Annotated in this window: 15 protein-coding genes; 6 read left to right on the forward strand and 9 right to left on the reverse strand. The window is 70.2% G+C overall.

The features are described 5' to 3' along the window. The 4 genes from AVP41_RS09895 to sucC all read right to left on the reverse strand — a co-directional run bounded on the left by AVP41_RS09895 (window position 1) and on the right by sucC (window position 4,480). A complete protein-coding gene (locus tag AVP41_RS09895) occupies window positions 1-1,005 on the reverse strand; it encodes a sugar phosphate isomerase/epimerase family protein (protein WP_067163870.1) in 1,005 nt (334 codons plus the stop codon). 22 nt (window positions 1,006-1,027) lie between these two features. Beyond that, window positions 1,028-2,182 (reverse strand): Gfo/Idh/MocA family protein, encoded by a 1,155-nt coding sequence (locus AVP41_RS09900; protein WP_067165775.1) that lies wholly within the window; start codon window positions 2,180-2,182, stop codon window positions 1,028-1,030. A 200-nt stretch (window positions 2,183-2,382) separates the two neighbouring features. Beyond that, window positions 2,383-3,285 (reverse strand): succinate--CoA ligase subunit alpha, encoded by a 903-nt coding sequence (sucD, locus tag AVP41_RS09905; protein WP_067163872.1) that lies wholly within the window; start codon window positions 3,283-3,285, stop codon window positions 2,383-2,385. A gap of 28 nt (window positions 3,286-3,313) precedes the next feature. Then, window positions 3,314-4,480, reverse strand: a complete 1,167-nt coding sequence (sucC, locus tag AVP41_RS09910; RefSeq protein ID WP_067163874.1) for an ADP-forming succinate--CoA ligase subunit beta — start codon at window positions 4,478-4,480, stop codon at window positions 3,314-3,316. Between the two features lie 139 nt (window positions 4,481-4,619). Here sucC and AVP41_RS09915 point away from each other — a divergent pair, with 139 nt between their 5' ends. Together AVP41_RS09915 and AVP41_RS09920 are read left to right on the forward strand one after the other, a co-directional pair. Next, a complete protein-coding gene (locus AVP41_RS09915) occupies window positions 4,620-5,288 on the forward strand; it encodes a TetR/AcrR family transcriptional regulator (protein ID WP_067163876.1) in 669 nt (222 codons plus the stop codon). Between the two features lie 75 nt (window positions 5,289-5,363). Then, window positions 5,364-6,590 (forward strand): acyl-CoA dehydrogenase family protein, encoded by a 1,227-nt coding sequence (locus AVP41_RS09920; RefSeq protein ID WP_067165778.1) that lies wholly within the window; start codon window positions 5,364-5,366, stop codon window positions 6,588-6,590. Between the two features lie 42 nt (window positions 6,591-6,632). Here AVP41_RS09920 and AVP41_RS09925 read toward each other — a convergent pair whose 3' ends face one another. Then, complete coding sequence (locus AVP41_RS09925) at window positions 6,633-7,262, reverse strand: polymer-forming cytoskeletal protein (RefSeq protein ID WP_067163878.1); 630 nt, start codon at window positions 7,260-7,262, stop codon at window positions 6,633-6,635. A 217-nt stretch (window positions 7,263-7,479) separates the two neighbouring features. Here AVP41_RS09925 and AVP41_RS09930 point away from each other — a divergent pair, with 217 nt between their 5' ends. The 4 genes from AVP41_RS09930 to AVP41_RS09945 all read left to right on the forward strand — a co-directional run bounded on the left by AVP41_RS09930 (window position 7,480) and on the right by AVP41_RS09945 (window position 12,776). After that, window positions 7,480-8,499 carry an ATP-dependent DNA ligase gene (locus AVP41_RS09930; RefSeq protein ID WP_197464353.1) on the forward strand — a complete coding sequence of 340 codons (1,020 nt, stop codon included), beginning with the start codon at window positions 7,480-7,482 and terminating at the stop codon, window positions 8,497-8,499. Window positions 8,500-8,765: 266 nt separating this feature from the next. Next, complete coding sequence (locus tag AVP41_RS09935; protein ID WP_067163882.1) at window positions 8,766-10,067, forward strand: threonine/serine ThrE exporter family protein; 1,302 nt, start codon at window positions 8,766-8,768, stop codon at window positions 10,065-10,067. Window positions 10,068-10,175: 108 nt separating this feature from the next. After that, window positions 10,176-11,360: an AI-2E family transporter gene (locus tag AVP41_RS09940; RefSeq protein WP_067163884.1), complete on the forward strand. Its 1,185-nt coding sequence runs from the start codon at window positions 10,176-10,178 to the stop codon at window positions 11,358-11,360. An 84-nt stretch (window positions 11,361-11,444) separates the two neighbouring features. Further along, on the forward strand, window positions 11,445-12,776 hold the full coding sequence (locus tag AVP41_RS09945) for a DUF6716 putative glycosyltransferase (RefSeq protein WP_157532451.1): 1,332 nt from the start codon (window positions 11,445-11,447) through the stop codon (window positions 12,774-12,776). Between the two features lie 12 nt (window positions 12,777-12,788). Here the strand turns inward: AVP41_RS09945 and AVP41_RS09950 are convergent, their stop codons facing one another. The 4 genes from AVP41_RS09950 to AVP41_RS09965 form a co-directional block, all read right to left on the reverse strand. Then, window positions 12,789-13,394 carry a hypothetical protein gene (locus AVP41_RS09950; RefSeq protein ID WP_231902728.1) on the reverse strand — a complete coding sequence of 202 codons (606 nt, stop codon included), beginning with the start codon at window positions 13,392-13,394 and terminating at the stop codon, window positions 12,789-12,791. 10 nt (window positions 13,395-13,404) lie between these two features. After that, the gene (gene ligD, locus AVP41_RS09955) at window positions 13,405-14,433 is read right to left on the reverse strand and encodes a non-homologous end-joining DNA ligase (protein ID WP_067163891.1); all 1,029 of its coding nucleotides are present in this window, start codon (window positions 14,431-14,433) and stop codon (window positions 13,405-13,407) included. Between the two features lie 83 nt (window positions 14,434-14,516). Continuing rightward, the gene (locus AVP41_RS09960; protein WP_067163893.1) at window positions 14,517-15,497 is read right to left on the reverse strand and encodes an SseB family protein; all 981 of its coding nucleotides are present in this window, start codon (window positions 15,495-15,497) and stop codon (window positions 14,517-14,519) included. 122 nt (window positions 15,498-15,619) lie between these two features. Then, window positions 15,620-16,741 (reverse strand): carboxypeptidase-like regulatory domain-containing protein, encoded by a 1,122-nt coding sequence (locus AVP41_RS09965; RefSeq protein WP_067163896.1) that lies wholly within the window; start codon window positions 16,739-16,741, stop codon window positions 15,620-15,622. Window positions 16,742-16,766 lie beyond the last annotated feature (25 nt).

Below are 16,766 nucleotides of genomic sequence, written 5' to 3' on the forward strand. Positions count from 1 at the left end.
TCAGCGCGACTGCGAGAACGCCGCGTCGAACGAGGCGTGCGGCGGGGTGATGGCGGCGAGATCACGAACGAATGCGAGTGCCTCCGGAGCGCCGACGAGGCGGTCCATCCCCGCGTCCTCCCATTCGACGCTCGTGGGCCCGTCGTAACCGATGGCGTTGAGGGCGCGGAAGAGCGGCTCCCACGGCACGGCGCCGTGGCCGGTCGAGACGAAGGTCCACCCGCGCCGCGGATGGGACCACGGCAGGTGGGAGCCGAGCACGCCGTTGCGACCGTCGAGATGCGTGACCGACTCCTTGCAGTGCACGTGGAAGATCCGGTCGGCGAAGTCGAGGACGAAGGCGACGCTGTCCAGCTGCTGCCACACGAAGTGCGACGGATCGAAGTTGAAGCCGAAGCTCGGCCGGTGACCGATCGCCTCGAGCGTGCGCTGCGCGGTCCAGTAGTCGTAGGCGATCTCGGACGGGTGCACCTCGAGGGCGAAGCGCACCCCCACCTCGTCGAAGACGTCGAGGATCGGGTTCCACCGGTCGGCGAAGTCCCGGTAGCCGGCATCGATCATCTCGTCGGTGGCGGGAGGGAACATCGCGACGTACTTCCAGATGCTCGACCCGGAGAAGCCGTTGACGGTGTCGACGCCGAGAGCGGCGGCGAACCGTGCGGTGTCGATCAGCTCGGCCGCGGCGCGCTGTCGCACGCCTTCGGGATCGCCGTCACCCCACACGCGATCGGGCACGATGTCCCGGTGACGCTGATCGATCGGGTCGTCACAGACCGCTTGCCCGACCAGGTGCTGCGAGATCGTCCAGACCCCGAGTCCGTGGCGTTCCAGGATCGTTCGCCGGGACTGGACGTACTCGGCGTCGTCCCATCGCGCCACATCGATGTGATCTCCCCAGCAGGCGATCTCGAGGCCGTCGTAGCCCCACTCGCCCGCGAGGCGCGCGACCTCCTCGAAGGGCAGATCGGCCCATTGGCCGGTGAACAGGGTGATGGGGCGAGCCATGTCCGCGCCTCTCTCTCAGCCGTCAGCCGACGGCGGTCCAACTCGATCCGTCACCGGCGCTGCGTTCGACGGCGTCGAGCACGCGCTGGACGTGGAGGCCTTCCGCGAACGACGGACGGGGCGCCGTCCCTTCGGCCACGGCCGCGACGAAGTCCACGACCTGGTGCGAGAAGCCGTGCTCGTACCCCAGCATGTGACCCGTCGGCCACCAGGATCCCGCATACGGGTGCACCGGATCGGTGACCAGGATGGTGCGGAATCCCTGCTCCCCCGCCGGGTCGGTCGCGTCGTAGAACTCCAGCTCGTTCTGACGCTCGAGGTTGAAGGCGAGAGCGCCGAGCGCGCCGGAGACCTCGATGGTGAAGCCGTTCTTGCGCCCCGTGGCGAAGCGGGTGGCCTCGAACGAACCGAGGGCCCGGTAGCCGTCTCCGCCCGAGAACCTGCCGGCGAACAGGGCGATGTCATCGACCGTCACGACGCCCCGCTCCGCGGAGGCGGTGCCCGACAGCCCCACTCCCTCGCCGAGGAGCGGGCGCTCGGGCACCACGGTGTCCAGGACGCCCGAGACGGTCTCCAGGGAGAGCCCCGTGATGAACTCCGCGAGGTCGATCGCGTGGGCGCCGATGTCGCCGAGCGATCCCGACCCCGCTCGGTCCTTCTGCAGACGCCAGGTGAGGGGCGCTTCGGCATCGGAGAGCCAATCCTGCCGGTAGGCCGCCCGCACCTGGCGGATCTCCCCCAGCCGGCCGGCCGCGACGAGGTCCCTCGCGAAGGTCGCGGCGGGCACCCGGCGATAGGTGAAGCCCACCATCGAGCGGATCCCGCGGGCGGCAGCAGCCTCGGCGGCGACCGCCATCCCCTCCGCCTCGGCCACCGAGTTGGCGAGCGGCTTCTCACACAGCACATGCTTGCCGGCCGCGAGGGCGGCCACGGCGATCTCGGCGTGGGTGTCACCGGGCGTCACGATGTCGACGACGTCGATGTCGTCCCGGTCGAGCACGGCCCGCCAGTCCGAGGCGGACTCTTCCCACCCCCACCGCTGTGCGGCCGCCGCGGCGGCCTCGGGATCACGTCCCACGAGCACTGTCATCTCCGGCGCGAGGGGCAGGTCGAAGAACCGAGGCGCGACGCGCCATCCCTGAGAGTGGGCGGCTCCCATGAAGCCGTGGCCGATCATCGCGACGCGAAGGGCGTTCGTCACAGTCATCTCCGTTGATCGCAGACGCTCACGGCGCGAAGGACCGCGCTCGAGCGAATTGACGTTTGCGACAACATAACAGGCCACGTCCGGCCGCCGCGGGGTTTTGCGCAACCCCGGGCGCTCGGACGCGGCCTGGTGACGGAATCACCCGCGGTCTGCGGGCACCGTGGGAACGATCAGAGCGATTCGATGATCTCGCGCATGAGGGCGGCCGTCTCGGACGGGGTCTTCCCGACCTTGACACCCGCGGCCTCGAGGGCTTCCTTCTTCGCCTGTGCCGTGCCGGCAGAGCCGGACACGATCGCCCCGGCGTGACCCATCGTCTTGCCCTCGGGAGCGGTGAACCCTGCGACGTAGCCGACGACCGGCTTCGTCACGTTCGCCTTGATGTAGTCGGCCGCCCGCTCCTCGGCGTCGCCGCCGATCTCACCGATCATGACGATCGCCTTCGTCTCGGGGTCGGCCTCGAATGCGGCGAGCGCGTCGATGTGGGTCGTGCCGATGACCGGGTCTCCGCCGATCCCGATGGCGGTGGAGAAACCGAGGTCGCGCAACTCGAACATCATCTGGTAGGTCAAGGTGCCCGACTTCGACACGAGGCCGATCGGTCCCTTGCCGGTGATGTTGGCGGGGGTGATCCCGACCAGGGCCTCGCCCGGGGTGATGATGCCGGGGCAGTTCGGGCCGATGATGCGCGTCTTGTTGCCGCGGCTCTTCGCGTACGCCCACGCCTCGGCGGTGTCACCGACGGGCACGCCCTCGGTGATGACCACGAGGAGCGGGATGTCGGTGTCGATGGCCTCGATCATCGCGTCCTTCGTGAACGCCGGGGGCACGAACGCGATCGAGACGTCGGCACCGGTCTTCTCGATCGCCTCGGCGACGGAGCCGAAGACGGGCAGCTCCACCGCGTTGCCGTCCTTGTCGGTGTGGGACACCGTCGTGCCCGCCTTGCGCGCGTTCACGCCGCCGACCACGTTGGTTCCCGCCTTGAGCATGAGCGCCGTGTGCTTGGTGCCCTCGCCGCCGGTGATGCCCTGGACGATGACCTTGGAGTCCTTGTTCAGATAGATCGACATAGTCCTCTTCCTTCTGTCTCGTCGCGGCTCAGGCGTTCGCGAGCTCGGCGGCCTTGTCGGCGCCCTCGTCCATGCCGGCGGCCAGGGTGACCAACGGGTTGTTCGCCGCAGCGAGGATCGCGCGTCCCTCTTCGACCTGATTGCCGTCCAGACGAACGACGAGAGGCTTGGTGGCGGCGTCGCCGAGGATCTCCAGGGCTTTCACGATGCCCTCCGCCACCGCGACGCAGCTCGTGATGCCGCCGAACACGTTGACGAAGACACTCTTGACCTGCTCGTCGCCGAGGATCACGTCGAGCCCCGCCGCCATCACGGTGGCCGAGGCGCCGCCGCCGATGTCGAGGAAGTTGGCCGGCTTGACGCCGCCGTGCTTCTCGCCGGCGTAGGCGACGACGTCGAGCGTCGACATGACGAGCCCGGCACCGTTTCCGATGATGCCGACCTGGCCGTCGAGCTTGACGTAGTTCAGCCCCGACGCCTTGGCCTTGGCCTCCAGAGGGTCGGCGGCGTCTTTGTCCTCGAGCGCTTCGTGCTCGGGGTGGCGGACCTCGCTGGCGTTGTCGTCGAGGGTCACCTTGCCATCGAGGGCGATGATGTTGCCGTCGGCGTCCTGGATGAGCGGGTTGACCTCGACGAGGGTGGCGCCCTCACCCGTGTAGACGTCGTAGAGCTTGACGAAGACGGCGGCCACCTTCTCCACGAGGTCTTCGGGGAAGTTCGCCGCGCGGGCGATCTCCACGGCCTTCTGCGCGTCGATGCCCTGCAGAGGGTCCACCTCGACGCGGGCAAGGGCCTCGGGCTTCTCGACGGCGAGCTGCTCGATCTCCATCCCGCCCTCGACCGAGCACAGGCTCAGGTACGACCGGTTGGCGCGGTCGAGGAGCACCGAGAAGTAGAACTCCTTCTCGATGCGCGCACCCGCGGCGACCATCACGCGCTTGACGACGTGACCCTTGATGTCCAGGCCCAGAATCGCCTCGGCGGCGGCGAACGCCTCGTCGGGCGTCTTGGCGACCTTCACACCGCCGGCCTTGCCTCGACCTCCCGTCTTGACCTGGGCCTTGACGACGACGACGCCACCGAGCTTCTCCGCGGCGGCCCTCGCCTCCTCGGGGGTGTCAGCGACGATGCCGGCGAGCACCGGCACCTCGTACTTCTCGAACAGGTCTCGTGCCTGGTACTCGTAGAGATCCACGTGCAATCCTTCGCTGGGCGACGGTGGGTTTCGATGCCGAAAAAGTCTCGATGTCGAGAGATCGACCAGTGTCCCAGCCTAGTACCTGCGCCTGAGTGCCCCTCGCCGGCGACCCGCGAGCAGTAGGCTTTCAGCCACCATGAGCGACCCGACCGCCACGCCCGCCCGCCACACCGTCGTCGCCGCCGCGTTGGAGCTGTTCGCGACGCAGGGCTTCGAGGCCACCTCGGTGGAGCAGATCGCCCAGGCGGCCGGCGTCTCCCGCTCGACCTTCTTCCGCCAGTTCGGCGGCAAGGACGACGTCGTCTTCACCGATCACGACGATCTCCTCTCGCTCCTGCGCTCCTTCCTCGCGACGCCCCACGAGAATCCGTGGTCGGCGGTGTGCGACGCCTCCGTCGAGGTGTTCCGCCACTTCGCCGCCGATCCCGAGCTCGCCCGGCGCCGGTACAGCGTCGTGCGTCAGGTGCCGGCGCTGCGCGAGCGCGAGATCGTCACGGTCTTCCAATACGAGCGCGTTTTCGACGACTACCTGCGCAGCGCTCTTCCCGGGATCGATCCCGTGGAGTCGGTGGCGTTCGCGGCGGCGGTCACCGCGGTGCACAACCATGTGCTGCGGCGGCTCCTGCGCGGCACCGTGCCGGTGGACCCGTCCGTCCTCGCCGCCGCGTACGACGATCTGCTGCACCGCTTCGGCGTGCACCCGGCGGGCGAGGAGCCGGCGGTCGACGACCTCGTCATCGCCGCCTTCCCCCGTCGGATGCCGGCCGCGGAGATCGCTCGACGACTCCGGTCGGAACTGGACTGATCGCCTCGCTCGACGCAGTGGAACGCGGTTTCGCGCGAGGTGACACTCGGTCCCGCCGACGAGTACGCTGTTCCCATGGATGCGCAGTTCCCCGGGCAATCGGTCGACGGCTACGACGTGACCGCGCCGCTCGACACCGACTACTACGCGGTGTTCGCCGACATCTCCCCCGACGACCGCGACGTCTGGACGCGCGCGCGAGCCTTCGTCGAGGGGCTGGATGGACGCATGGCCGCGGCATGGGACGCCGCGGAGTACCCCATGGATCTCGCCCGGCGCCTCGGCGAACTCGACCTCCTCAACGACGGCGTCGCGCATCCCGCCCTCACCCGGTTCTCACCGCTGGCCGCCGGGCTCGTGAACATGGAGGTCTCCCGCGGCGACGGGTCGCTCGGAACCGTCATCGCGGTGCAGGGAGGCCTGGCCCTGCGCACCCTCGCCCTCTTCGGCAGCGAGGAGCAGCAACACCGCTGGCTCCTTCCGATTGCCCGCGCGGAGGTCCCGGCGGCATTCGCGCTGACCGAACCCGACCACGGCTCCGACTCGGTGTCCCTCGAGACCACCGCGCGTCGTCACGGCGAGGGCTGGATCCTCCGCGGCGCGAAGAAGTGGATCGGCAACGGCGCGGCGGGAGGGGTCACCTTCGTGTGGGCCCGCATCGACGACGAGGGCACGCCGCATCACGGAGCGGTCCGCTGCTTCCTCGTCGAGCAGTCGCTGCCCGGATACACCGGCACCGTGATCACCGGCAAGGCATCGCTGCGGGCGATCCACCAGGCACACATCACCCTCGACGACGTCCACGTCGGCGACGACGCGTTGCTGCCGGGGGCGCTGAGCTTCCGTGACGCCTCCACGGTGCTCCATTCCACCCGGTCGGGTGTGGCATGGTCAGCCCTGGGCCACGCGACGGCCTGCTACGAGACGGCGCTCCAGTACGCCGGCGAGCGCGTGCAGTTCGGGAAGCCGCTGGCGCGGTTCCAGATGGTGCAGGAACGGCTGGCTCAGATGCTCGCCGACCTGACCTCGATGCAGCTGTACTGTCGCCGCCTCGCCGACCTCGAGTCCGCAGGAGTCCTCCGGCCCACGCAGGCATCGCTCGCGAAATACCACAACACGCGCACGGCGCGGCGGATCGCCGCGACCGCCCGCGACCTTCTGGGCGGGAACGGCATCCTCCTCGAATACGGCGTGGCTCAGCACATGGCCGATATCGAGGCGATCCACACCTACGAGGGCACCGAGAGCGTTCAGGCGCTCCTCCTCGGCCGCGACATCACGGGGGTCAGCGCGTTCGCGTGAGACGGACCGGCCGGGCGCGTCCGCACCCGGCCGCTCCTGCGCTCAGCGCCGGATGAGAGATCCCGATCCGCTCTCGCTCAGACGGCCCTCAATCTCCGCGCCCCGACGGACGAGGAGGTCGCCGGATCCCTGCTCGCGGACACTGCCGTCGATCTCGGCGCGCGCCTCCACCGTGACGCCACCCGAGCCGCTCTCGGTGACGCTGCCGTCGACGCTGCCCGCGATACGCACGCTCCCCGCGCTCTTCTCGGTCACGCTGCCGTCCACCTCGCCGGCTCGCTCGACGATGACGCCGCCGCCGTCGGCCTCGGTGAGCCGTCCTCCCACGTCGCCGGAGACACGGATGTCTCCGTGGCCCTTCTCGCTGACGGACCCGTCGACCTCGCCCCGCACGGTGATCCCTCCGGTCCCGGTCTCGGTGACGCTCCCCTCGACCTCGCCGCGGGCGCCGATGATGACGGAGCCCTTGCCGGACTGTCGGACGTTGCCGGTGACGGTGCCGTGGATCGTGACGGTGCCGCCGGAGACCACCAGGTCGCCACGGACGATCTTCCCGGCGGCGACGGTGTAGTCGCCGCTGCGCACGGTGTCGGCGGCCGATGCGGCGGCCGGGATCCCTGCCGCCAGCAGTGCAGTGGTGGCGCCGAGGGCTGCCAGACGTGACATCTTCATGATGAGTCCTCTCGTGATCGCCGGGGCTCGGGAAATCGGCCGCCGTGCAGGACCCATTCGACGCGATCCGGCTAAGCCCGGGGTGAACCGCCGATGAGATGCCTCTTAGGACGGGGTGACCGGGGACGGGCGCCCCCGCCGGCCCCGGCCCGCCGCACCCCTCGCCAACCCCGACGGCGGCGGGCAGGATGGGGGCGTGTACGAGATCCCCGCCCCCATGCTCGCCAAGTCCGTGCCCGAGATCCCGCGGCCCGACCGCGTCACGGGCGGGCTCAGCTACGAACCCAAGTGGGATGGCTTTCGTGCCCTCGTCGCCTGGGACGGACGCGAGGTGGTGATCGGCTCACGCGGATCCAAACCGCTCACGCGATACTTCCCCGAGCTGGTCGACGCGTTCGCCCGGCTCCTTCCCGAGCCCTGCCTCCTCGACGGCGAGATCGTCGTCGCCGTCGGGGAACCGGGAGCGTGGCGGCTGGACTGGAGTGCGCTCTCGCAACGCATCCACCCGGCCGCCTCGCGCGTGGCACTGCTGAGTGAGACCACTCCGGCGATGTTCATCGCCTTCGATCTTCTCGCCCGCGGGCGGCGCGACCTGCAGTCGGCCCCGTTCGCCGAACGGCGGGCGGAGCTGGTGGACCTCCTGGCAGAGGTCCCCGCACCCGTCCACGTCACCCGCACGACCCCGGACGCCGACGCCGCCACCCGCTGGCTCGCTGAGTTCGAAGGGGCGGGGCTGGACGGCGTGGTCGCCAAGCCCCTGAGCGCCCCGTATGCGCCCGGAAAGCGCGCGATGTTCAAGATCAAGCATGCCCGCACGGCGGACGTGGTCGCGGTGGGGTACCGGGTGCACAAGAGCGGTGAGGGGGTCGGCTCGCTCCTGGTGGGCCTGTACGGCTCGGACGGCGAACTGCACAACGTGGGCGGGGTGTCGGCGTGGAGCGATGCGCGCCGGCGCGAGCTCATCGACGAGCTCGCGCCGCTGGTGGAGCGCGACGAGGACGGGTCGGCGGTGAGAGGTGAGACCGACCGCTCCCGCTTCTCGTCGGCGTCCGACGTCTCGTTCGTGCGACTGCGGCCCGAACGCGTGCTCGAAGTGCGCTACGACCAGCTGGAGGGATCGAGGTTCCGCCACACCGTGCAGTTCGAGCGGTGGCGCCCCGACCGTGACCCGCGGTCGTGCACCTACGCACAGCTGGAGAGCGTGACCGCCTACGACCTCGGAGCGGTGCTGGACTGACGGATCCCGTCACACGGCGCCCGGCCCGACGAGCGGCCCGGCCGAACACAGATCGGGCCCGCATCGGCGCCGGACTCCAGCGGCCGGACATGCGGGCCCGAGACCTGTGAAGCCTGGGGGGGGTGAGGCTTCTGGTCTCCGACCTTACGCATCGGAGGAGACGCGCGGAGGAGTCCCCCGCCGTGATTATTCAGGCGTCGCGGCCTCCTGGTCCGGTCGGCGTTTGTCACGGTGCACGCGCGACGCCGAGATGCCAGGATCGAATCATGGCCGACGCGCACGGCACCCCCGATCCCGACCCGACACACACCGCCGAGTTGCGGCTGGAGCCGGTCGGATTCATCGCGCGCACCGACGTGGTCGTGCGGCTGGGATCGATGATGCTCGGAGCCGGCGCGTCGTCGGCGCGGGTGAGCGACAGCATGCTGCGCACCGCGCAGGCCGTGGGCATCGAGGAGCTCCATTCGCGCGTCGGGATGAAGGACATCGTCTCGACGGCCAGCCGCGGACAGATGTTCCGCACGCGCGTGGCCGAGATCCGCAACCCGGCGATCGACGCCGACCGGCTCACCGAGCTCAAGCGGTTGACCAACCGGCTCCATCCGGGGATGTCGGCCGCCGAGGTCCAGCACGAGCTCGATGAGATCGAGCGGCTGCCGCGACGTTACAGCGACATCGTCCGCGTGCTCGCGGCGGGGCTCGCCTGTGCCGCGTTCGCCCTCCTCAACAACGGCGGTTGGCAGGAGTTCGTGGCCGTGGGGATCGCGGCCGCCGCCGGTCAGACGGTCCGCATGGCCATCCACCGGCTGCGGACCAATGAGTTCCTCGTCGTCTTCGCCTCGGCGCTGACGGCGCTTCTGGTCTACTTGCTGGCGGCGCACGTGTTCAGCCTGCTCGGGATGCCGGGCGGCCAGCACGATGCGGCACTGACGAGCGCCGTGCTCTACCTCGTGCCCGGGTTTCCCCTGGTCACCGGCGCCCTCGACCTCGCTCGCCTCGACCTGAACTCGGGGATCGCTCGCGTGACATATGCGGTGCTCATCCTCCTCGCGACGGGCTCGGCGGTGTGGGGCGTGGCGGCGGTGTTCGATGCGACGGTCACGCAGACGGCCGCTCCGGTGTTCGCCGAGCCGCTGCTGTCGGTCATGCGTCTGGTCGCAGGCTTCGTCGGCGTGTTCGGGTTCGCGGTGCTGTTCTCCACCCCGTGGCAGATCGCCGTGGCGGCGTCGCTGCTGGGCGGCCTCGCGAACGTGGGTCGGCTCGCGCTCGTCGACGCGGGGACGATGCCGGCGGTGGCGGCAGCCGCCGCCGCGCTGACCGTGGGCATCGGGGCCTTCCTCGTGGGCGACCGGCTGCGAGCGGCGCGGGTGACGCTCACCGTGCCCGCCGTCCTCATCATGGTTCCCGGAGCAGCCGCCTACCGCTCGATCGCCGGAGTCATCGGAGGAGACACGCTCGCCGCCATCCAGAACGGGATGCAAGCCGTCTTCGTCGTCGTGGCCCTCGCCATCGGGCTGACGGTGTCGCGCGTCCTCACGGAGCGAGAATGGCAACGCCCGGAGAGGTGACGTCCGCCTGACGAGCGGCCGGCCCGCACGGATGCCCCTTCCCGCACGGATTCCCTCCCGCATGGATTGGTCATGTGGGTGTGAGCGGCCATCGCGTACGGTCGAGGCATGGCTCCCTCTCCTCTGCACCGCCTGTTCGGCTCTCAGCCCCGCACCGTGCGCCTCGATCTGAGCGCGACTCCCGCCGTACCGGTCGCCGCCGGGGGCAAGCCGTGGAGTCTGTGGTCCGACGCTCTCGGTACCCTCGCGATCCGCTCGCTGCAGGTGCTGATCGTCGTGGGGATCGCCGCCGCACTCATCCTCGGCATCCTGCAGCTCACCGTCGTGACCATTCCGCTGGTTCTCGCCCTCATCCTCGCCTCCGCGTTCGCGCCTGTGATGACCTGGCTGCGGCGCCGCGGCGTCCCCTCGCTCCTGGCGACCCTGCTGACCCTCCTCGCCATCGTCGTGCTGCTGGGCGGGGTGACCTGGCTCATCGTGTGGGCGGTGCGCGACCAGTGGGACACGCTCGCGACCCAGGCCCAGGAGGGGTTCCAGAAGTTCCTCGCGTGGGTCGGGACGCTGCCGTTCGACATCGATCAGGGCCAGATCGACGAGTGGGTCGCCTCGCTCGGAGAGTTCGTCACGAGCGCACAGTTCGGCTCGGGTGCGATCGCGGGCGTCGGCGCCGTGGCCAACTTCGTCACCGGGTTCGTCCTGATGGTCGTGATGCTGTTCTTCTTCCTGAAGGACGGACCGCAGATGTGGGCGTTCGTCCTCCGCCCGTTCCGCGGTGAGGGATACACCCGTGCGGTGCGGATCGGCGACAAGACCGTCTCGACGCTGGGATCGTACGTCCGCGGCACGGCCACCGTCGCCGCCGTCGACGCGATCGGCATCCTCATCGGGCTCCTCATCCTGCAGGTTCCGCTCGCGATCCCGCTGGCCGTCCTGGTGTTCCTGCTCGCCTTCATCCCCATCGTGGGTGCCACGCTCGCCGGGATCCTCGCTGCTCTGGTGGCCCTTGTGGCGCACGGGCCGGTGATCGCTCTGATCGTCGTCGGAGTCGTCGTCCTCGTCAACCAGCTGGAGGGCAACCTCCTGCAGCCGTTCCTCATGGGGCGGACGATGAAGCTCCACGCGTTCGTCGTCCTCGTGGCCCTGACCGTGGGCACGGTGCTCGGCGGCATCGTCGGGGCCGTGCTCGCCGTTCCACTCACGGCGGTCGCCTGGGGCGCCGTGCAGGTGTGGGACGGACCGCACACCCCCGCCCGCTGGGCCCGGCCGAAGCAGGCGGACGCCGCGACACGCTGACCGACTCGTTCACCGGACGGACACCCTCCCGACACCCGGCCCCTCTAGCGTGACGCGGCCGCGATGGGCGGCCCGGGAGGGAAGTTGTCACCGCACGTACTGGCCGTCGTGGCCTACGACTCGCAGCTCAAGTGGGCGATGGGCCTGCTTGCCGAGTTCCGACGGCGGGGATGGTCGACGCGGGTCGTGGTGCCGGCCGATGTCCGACACTCCCTGTCCGCCGAGCAGGTGCGCGCGGCAGGCGCCGACGACGTCGGCTTCCTGCCGTGGTCGAGGGTGCTCGCCGAGGCGGCCGAGGCGGGCGCCGTGGTCCTGGCCGTCCAGGGGCCCCTCGTCGAACGCTTCACCGATGACCTCCACGTGAGCCGCGGAGAGCACGGCGTTGCCGCGGCGGGCCCCGTCGTCATCGCGGGATGGGTCGGGATCATCATCGAGAAGATCATCGCCGGCTACCTCGATCGCTGCGCGGCCGACATCGTCGCGGTCAACTCCGCCGACAACCTCCGGGACTTCCGCGCGGCGGCGAGCCTTCTGGGAATCCCGGACGCCAACCTGCTGCTGAGCGGGCTGCCGCTCCTGCCCGCGGCGCCCGCTCCGGCCGGCTCCGGCCCCGTGCGCACCGTGCTGTTCGCCGATCAGCCCACCGTCCCCGCCGGCCGTGCCGACCGCGCCTACCTGTACCAGCGGTTGGCGGACTACGCCCGCGCGCATCCCGACCGTCAGGTGCTCCTGCGTCCGCGGCATCGTCCGGGTGAGGGCACCTTCCACGTCATGCGTCACCACCCGGAGACGGTGCTCGCCGGCCTGCCGCCGACGCCGGACAACTTCGCCGTCACCTACGAGCCCATCACGAGCCTCCTGCCGCGGACCGACCTGCTGTTGACGATGTCCTCCACCGCCGGTCTCGAGGCGATCGGGGCAGGTGTCCGCACGGCCTTCCTCGGCGATCTCGGCGTGCACGAGAAGCACGGCAACCACGTGCTCCTCGCCTCTGGGCTTCTCGCGACGTTCGACGACCTCGAGGCGGACCGGCTGCCCACCGCCCGCCGCGCATGGCTGGACGACCTGTTCGTCCGGGACCGCGACGGACGCGCGCGGCGGCCGGCCGAGCGCATCGTCGACCGTGCCGTCGAACTCCACGCCCTGCCTCCGGGCGACCGACCCGGCGCCGCGGTTGCCGCGAGCGCATTCGTGCGCGGCCGGATCGCGGTGCGCGCGCGGCGACGGACGATGCCGCCGATCACGCGCACGGGCGTGCACTCCCCCGTCGGCGAAGGCCGTCTCGCCGATCGCCTGGGGCGGATCCGCGCGGACGCGCGGCGGCGGGCGAACTGGGGCGCCCAGGCGCTCCTCCCGCGATCCTGGGTGGAATGGCTACGTCAGCGACGCTACGCCGGGACGCGACCGTCGCGGTGATGTCGCTGGGGTCTAGAGATCCAGGAGCGCGAGGGCGATCGTGACCAGACGGTCCTTGTCGAGTCGACCCTCCTGACCCCACCGCGAGTCGCTCACGACGATCTCCACGCCGGGAACGAGGACCGACCCGGTCCCGCCGCCGACCGCGGCGGAGTCGGCGTCGAGCCACAGCCCGACACCACCGAGGGCATCGAGCCGGGGGTCCGTGAAGTACATGTCCATTCCGTACTGCGCGGCCTCGTCGGGGTCGGGGATGTCGTCAGACCCCTCGGTGATGTCGACGGAGAACCGCTGGATGTCGGTGAGGGCGTCGACCCCGTCTGCCGGGGTCGCCCAGACGCATCCGATGGCGTCGCTCTGCACGGAGGAGTACTCGGGGTCGAACGGGATGCCCTCGACCAGATCGCCCACGACGGCTGCCACCTGGTCGCAGTCCGAGATGTTCGGGAGTCCGGCGGTGGGAGCCTCTCCCGAGGTGCCGCCCTCCGCGCTCTGCCCCGCCTCGGCCGGGACCTCCGACGGGGACGGCGCCGGCTCGGCAGGAGCCGAGCAGCCGGTGAGGACCACGGCGGAGAGGAGGAAGGGAGCCAACAGCGACAGACGACGGCGAGCACTCACTCGTCCGATGCTATCGGTCCGCCTCCGTGTCTTGCGTGCGCGCGCGACTGGGCTGCACGCGTGGCGGCTCCCCCGGCATCTTGGGGAACTCGGGCGGAAACGGCAGCTCACCGAGGCCGTTTGCGAGGTCGCGTTCCCACCACTCCAGGAGCACGTCGATGCGCCCCGGTTCGGCGGCCAGGTGCTCCCAGGGGTCGCCCTGAGCGGCCAGCCGCTCGGGCACGGTGCGCACCGTGAAAGCGGCGGGGTCCACCCCCTCGGCGAGCTCCTCCCAGGTGAGGGGAGTGGCAACCGTGGCCGTCGGGAGGGCACGCGGGCTGTAGGCGCCGGCCATCGTCCGGTCGCGGTTGGCCTGGTTGAAATCCACGAACACCCGACGACCGCGCTCCTCCTTCCACCAGTGGGTCGTCACGGAGGTGGGCAGTCGACGTTCGAGCTCGCGACCGGCAGCGATGACGGCGTGGCGCACGTCCAAGAACTCGTGCGTCGGCTCGATGGGGCAGAACACGTGCAGGCCGCGGTTGCCGCTCGTCTTCAGCCAGGCCTGCAGCCCCGCCTCGCGCAGCACCTCCCGCAGCACCGGGGCGACAGCGGCGGCATCGGCGAAGTCTGTGCCCGGCTGCGGATCCAGGTCGATGCGCAGTTCGACGGGATTGTCCGTGTCGGCGGCGAGCGAGGCCCACGGATGGAAGACCACCGTGTTCATCTGCACGGCCCAGACGATCGCCGCCGCCTCATCGAGCACCACCTGCGGATGGCGGCGACCGCTGTTGTACGTGCACATCACCTGATGGACGTAGTCCGGCGCTCCCCTGGGCGGGTTCTTGGAGAAGAAGCGCTCCCCGTCCACCGAGTCGGGGAAGCGCTCCAGCGACACCGGACGGTGGCCATTGGCGCGGAGGAACGGCTCGGCGACAGCAATGGCGTACTCGGCCAGTTCGTGCTTGGTGACGCCGACCTCCGGAAAGATGACGCGATTCGGACTGGAGAGGGAGACCTCGCGATCACCGACGGTCACACTGATGCGCTCCGATGCCATGGCTCGACCCTAGGCGCCGGACGGGGCATGACGACACCCCTTGCGCGAGGCGGCGATCCTGCCTCGGCGTTCGCGGACCGGGGTCAGGCCAGGGCCAAGACCGGAGCGAGGTCGTCGCGGTCGAGCTCGATCCACGGTCCGGCGGGATCGACCACGACGCCGGAGATCTCGGGGTCGGCGCTCAGCGCTTTGGCCAGCTGCTCTCCCGACAGCGGGAGCGGCCGGTCGCCCCGGCCCACCGCGATCACCTCGAGCGGGTGCGAGAACACCTCGAGGCGCCGGCGACCGTCGGCCGTACGGGCCTCCGCCAGCCCGATGCGGCCGGCTTCGTCGGTGTTCCCCGCCACCCAGAGCCGCACGCGGGTGAGGGCGTCGGCGACGTCGGCCGCCGTCTGCGTCGTGCGCTCGGCCACGAGAAGGGCCTTGAGTGCCAGCGTCGGCTCGCTCTCCTCCAGCGCCTTCTGGATGAGCTCGGACGGGAGGATCAGCCGCGCACCAACGCTCGCGTGGTCGAGGAAGAGGCCGGCGTAGGGTCCTGCCACGACGTTCTGGAACACGGAGACGGTGGGCTGACCGATCGCCGAAGTGGCGGAATCGCCGTCGACGCGCACGCTGTCCTGGAGTGCGGCACCGCCGGTGAAGGCCAGCATGAAACGCTGGTCACCGATCGCGGTGGCGGCGATGTTGAGAGGTTGACCGTCCGCAAGGAGAGCCTTCGCGTCGCCTTGCACGCGCACGTAGAGGTGCCCCTGCATCGCCTGACGCATGACGTTCATCACGTCGGTGTTCTGTGGCTCCGCCGGCAGTGCGGCGAGCGCCTGCTTCAGCAGCACGTTGTCGGGAAGGCCCGGAACCGTCTGCGTGCGCGCGGGCGCTTCGGCGGCCGGACGCGCTGTCGGCGCCGACCCCGAGCCGAACGTCGAGATCGAGATGCCGACCTCGGGCACGTCCTCCGTGGCGGCCGCTCGTTCCTCGGGAGACGGTGCCGCAGCGCCGGCCTCTCCGAGGGTCGCTGCCGGGGCCTGTTCGTCGTCGGACTTGCCGCGCCGGGAGAAGAGTGCCATGTCGTCAGCCTATCCGTCGGGAAGAGAGGCGCCTCGGCCGGGCGCGACCCGGCCGAGGCGCAGAGACGTCCGGGGAGGCCGGGCCGTTCCCCCAGCTGCCGACGGCACCACCCCGGACGTCGTCATGACACCTTCTTGGTGGCCTTCGACGTCTTGGACACCGCGCCGTATCCGGTCTTCTTCCCCACCACCTTGACGGTGATCTTCTTGCCCTTCTGCGCCTTCTTCAGCACGAACGTCGACTTCGTCGCCTTCTTGATCGCCTTGCCGTTCGCGTGCCACTGATAGCTGAAGGACGTGCCCTTGGTCCACGAGCCGGGCTTGGCCGTCAGCTTCTTGCCGACCTTGGCCGTGCCGACGATCTTGGGGGTCGCGGAGGTCAGCTTCTTGGTGAGCGTGACGTTCACTCCGCCCTTGGATTGCCCGGACGTCAGGACGAAGGTCTTGGACGACTCGAACGAGCGGCCCCCTCCGTAAAAGGCGGCCGCATATCCGGCGCCGCTGGGCCCGTTCACCTTGACGGCGAGTGTGCCGTGAGCAAGGCCCGAGACGGTGTACCGCCCCTTCGCATCGGTTTTCGCCTGCGCGTACTCCCAGAAGCCCTTGCCGTCCACGCTGATCTTGCGCGCGATCATCGCCGTCGCCCCCGTGATCGGCGTGCCGCGGGAGGTGGTGACCTTCCCCGAGACGGTGACTCCGCCGACGAGCTTCGTGCCGATCCCCGATACCGTCGCGCCGCCCTTGACGGTGAAGGACTTCGCCTTCGTGACGTTGTCGGTGTTGCCGTAGTACCGCGTGGCCGCTGCGGTGCCCTTGAGGTCTCCGAACACCGCCGAGTACGTGCCGGGCTTCACTCCGGAGATGACGAAGCGTCCGTCGGGGTCGGCGAGTGCGGCATAGCTCGTGGTCTTCCACCGGTGGTATCCCGTCTTCGCGGCGGGGACCATCAGCAGCACCACCGGCTGCTCCACCGCGACCGACGCCGTGATGGTGCCGGTGACGGTTCCGGTGCTCGCGTCTGCCGTGGCGATCAGCGCACCGGTCGCGCCGGCCTGGAGGGCAGCGGCACCTCCAGTGGCCAGGTCCGTCGACGTCACCGCGGCCGCGGCGACGCCCGATCCGTCGACACCGGACGCGGCCGGAGCTCCCGTCGCCGCCGAGGCGGCCCCCGCCGTCAACAGCGAGGCGAACAGGATGGTGGTAGCAGCGATCGCCGTCTTTCGTGCGCGTGTCAGTGAGCGCATGGTTCTCCCCTCGGCGGACCCGTGC

This window comes from Microbacterium sp. TNHR37B (assembly GCF_001620065.1).
Lineage (GTDB): Bacteria > Actinomycetota > Actinomycetes > Actinomycetales > Microbacteriaceae > Microbacterium.

Bases quoted from the DNA above. Each gene is read 5' to 3' on its own strand.
- AVP41_RS09895 (WP_067163870.1), bottom strand. From the start codon at position 1,005: ATGGCTCGCCCCATCACCCTGTTCACCGGCCAATGGGCCGATCTGCCC.
- AVP41_RS09900 (WP_067165775.1), bottom strand. From the start codon at position 2,182: ATGATCGGCCACGGCTTCATGGGAGCCGCCCACTCTCAGGGATGGCGC.
- sucD (WP_067163872.1), bottom strand. From the start codon at position 3,285: ATGTCGATCTATCTGAACAAGGACTCCAAGGTCATCGTCCAGGGCATC.
- AVP41_RS09915 (WP_067163876.1), top strand. From the start codon at position 4,620: ATGAGCGACCCGACCGCCACGCCCGCCCGCCACACCGTCGTCGCCGCC.
- AVP41_RS09920 (WP_067165778.1), top strand. From the start codon at position 5,364: ATGGATGCGCAGTTCCCCGGGCAATCGGTCGACGGCTACGACGTGACC.
- AVP41_RS09925 (WP_067163878.1), bottom strand. From the start codon at position 7,262: ATGAAGATGTCACGTCTGGCAGCCCTCGGCGCCACCACTGCACTGCTG.
- AVP41_RS09930 (WP_197464353.1), top strand. From the start codon at position 7,480: ATGCTCGCCAAGTCCGTGCCCGAGATCCCGCGGCCCGACCGCGTCACG.
- AVP41_RS09935 (WP_067163882.1), top strand. From the start codon at position 8,766: ATGGCCGACGCGCACGGCACCCCCGATCCCGACCCGACACACACCGCC.
- AVP41_RS09940 (WP_067163884.1), top strand. From the start codon at position 10,176: ATGGCTCCCTCTCCTCTGCACCGCCTGTTCGGCTCTCAGCCCCGCACC.
- ligD (WP_067163891.1), bottom strand. From the start codon at position 14,433: ATGGCATCGGAGCGCATCAGTGTGACCGTCGGTGATCGCGAGGTCTCC.
- AVP41_RS09960 (WP_067163893.1), bottom strand. From the start codon at position 15,497: ATGGCACTCTTCTCCCGGCGCGGCAAGTCCGACGACGAACAGGCCCCG.
- AVP41_RS09965 (WP_067163896.1), bottom strand. From the start codon at position 16,741: ATGCGCTCACTGACACGCGCACGAAAGACGGCGATCGCTGCTACCACC.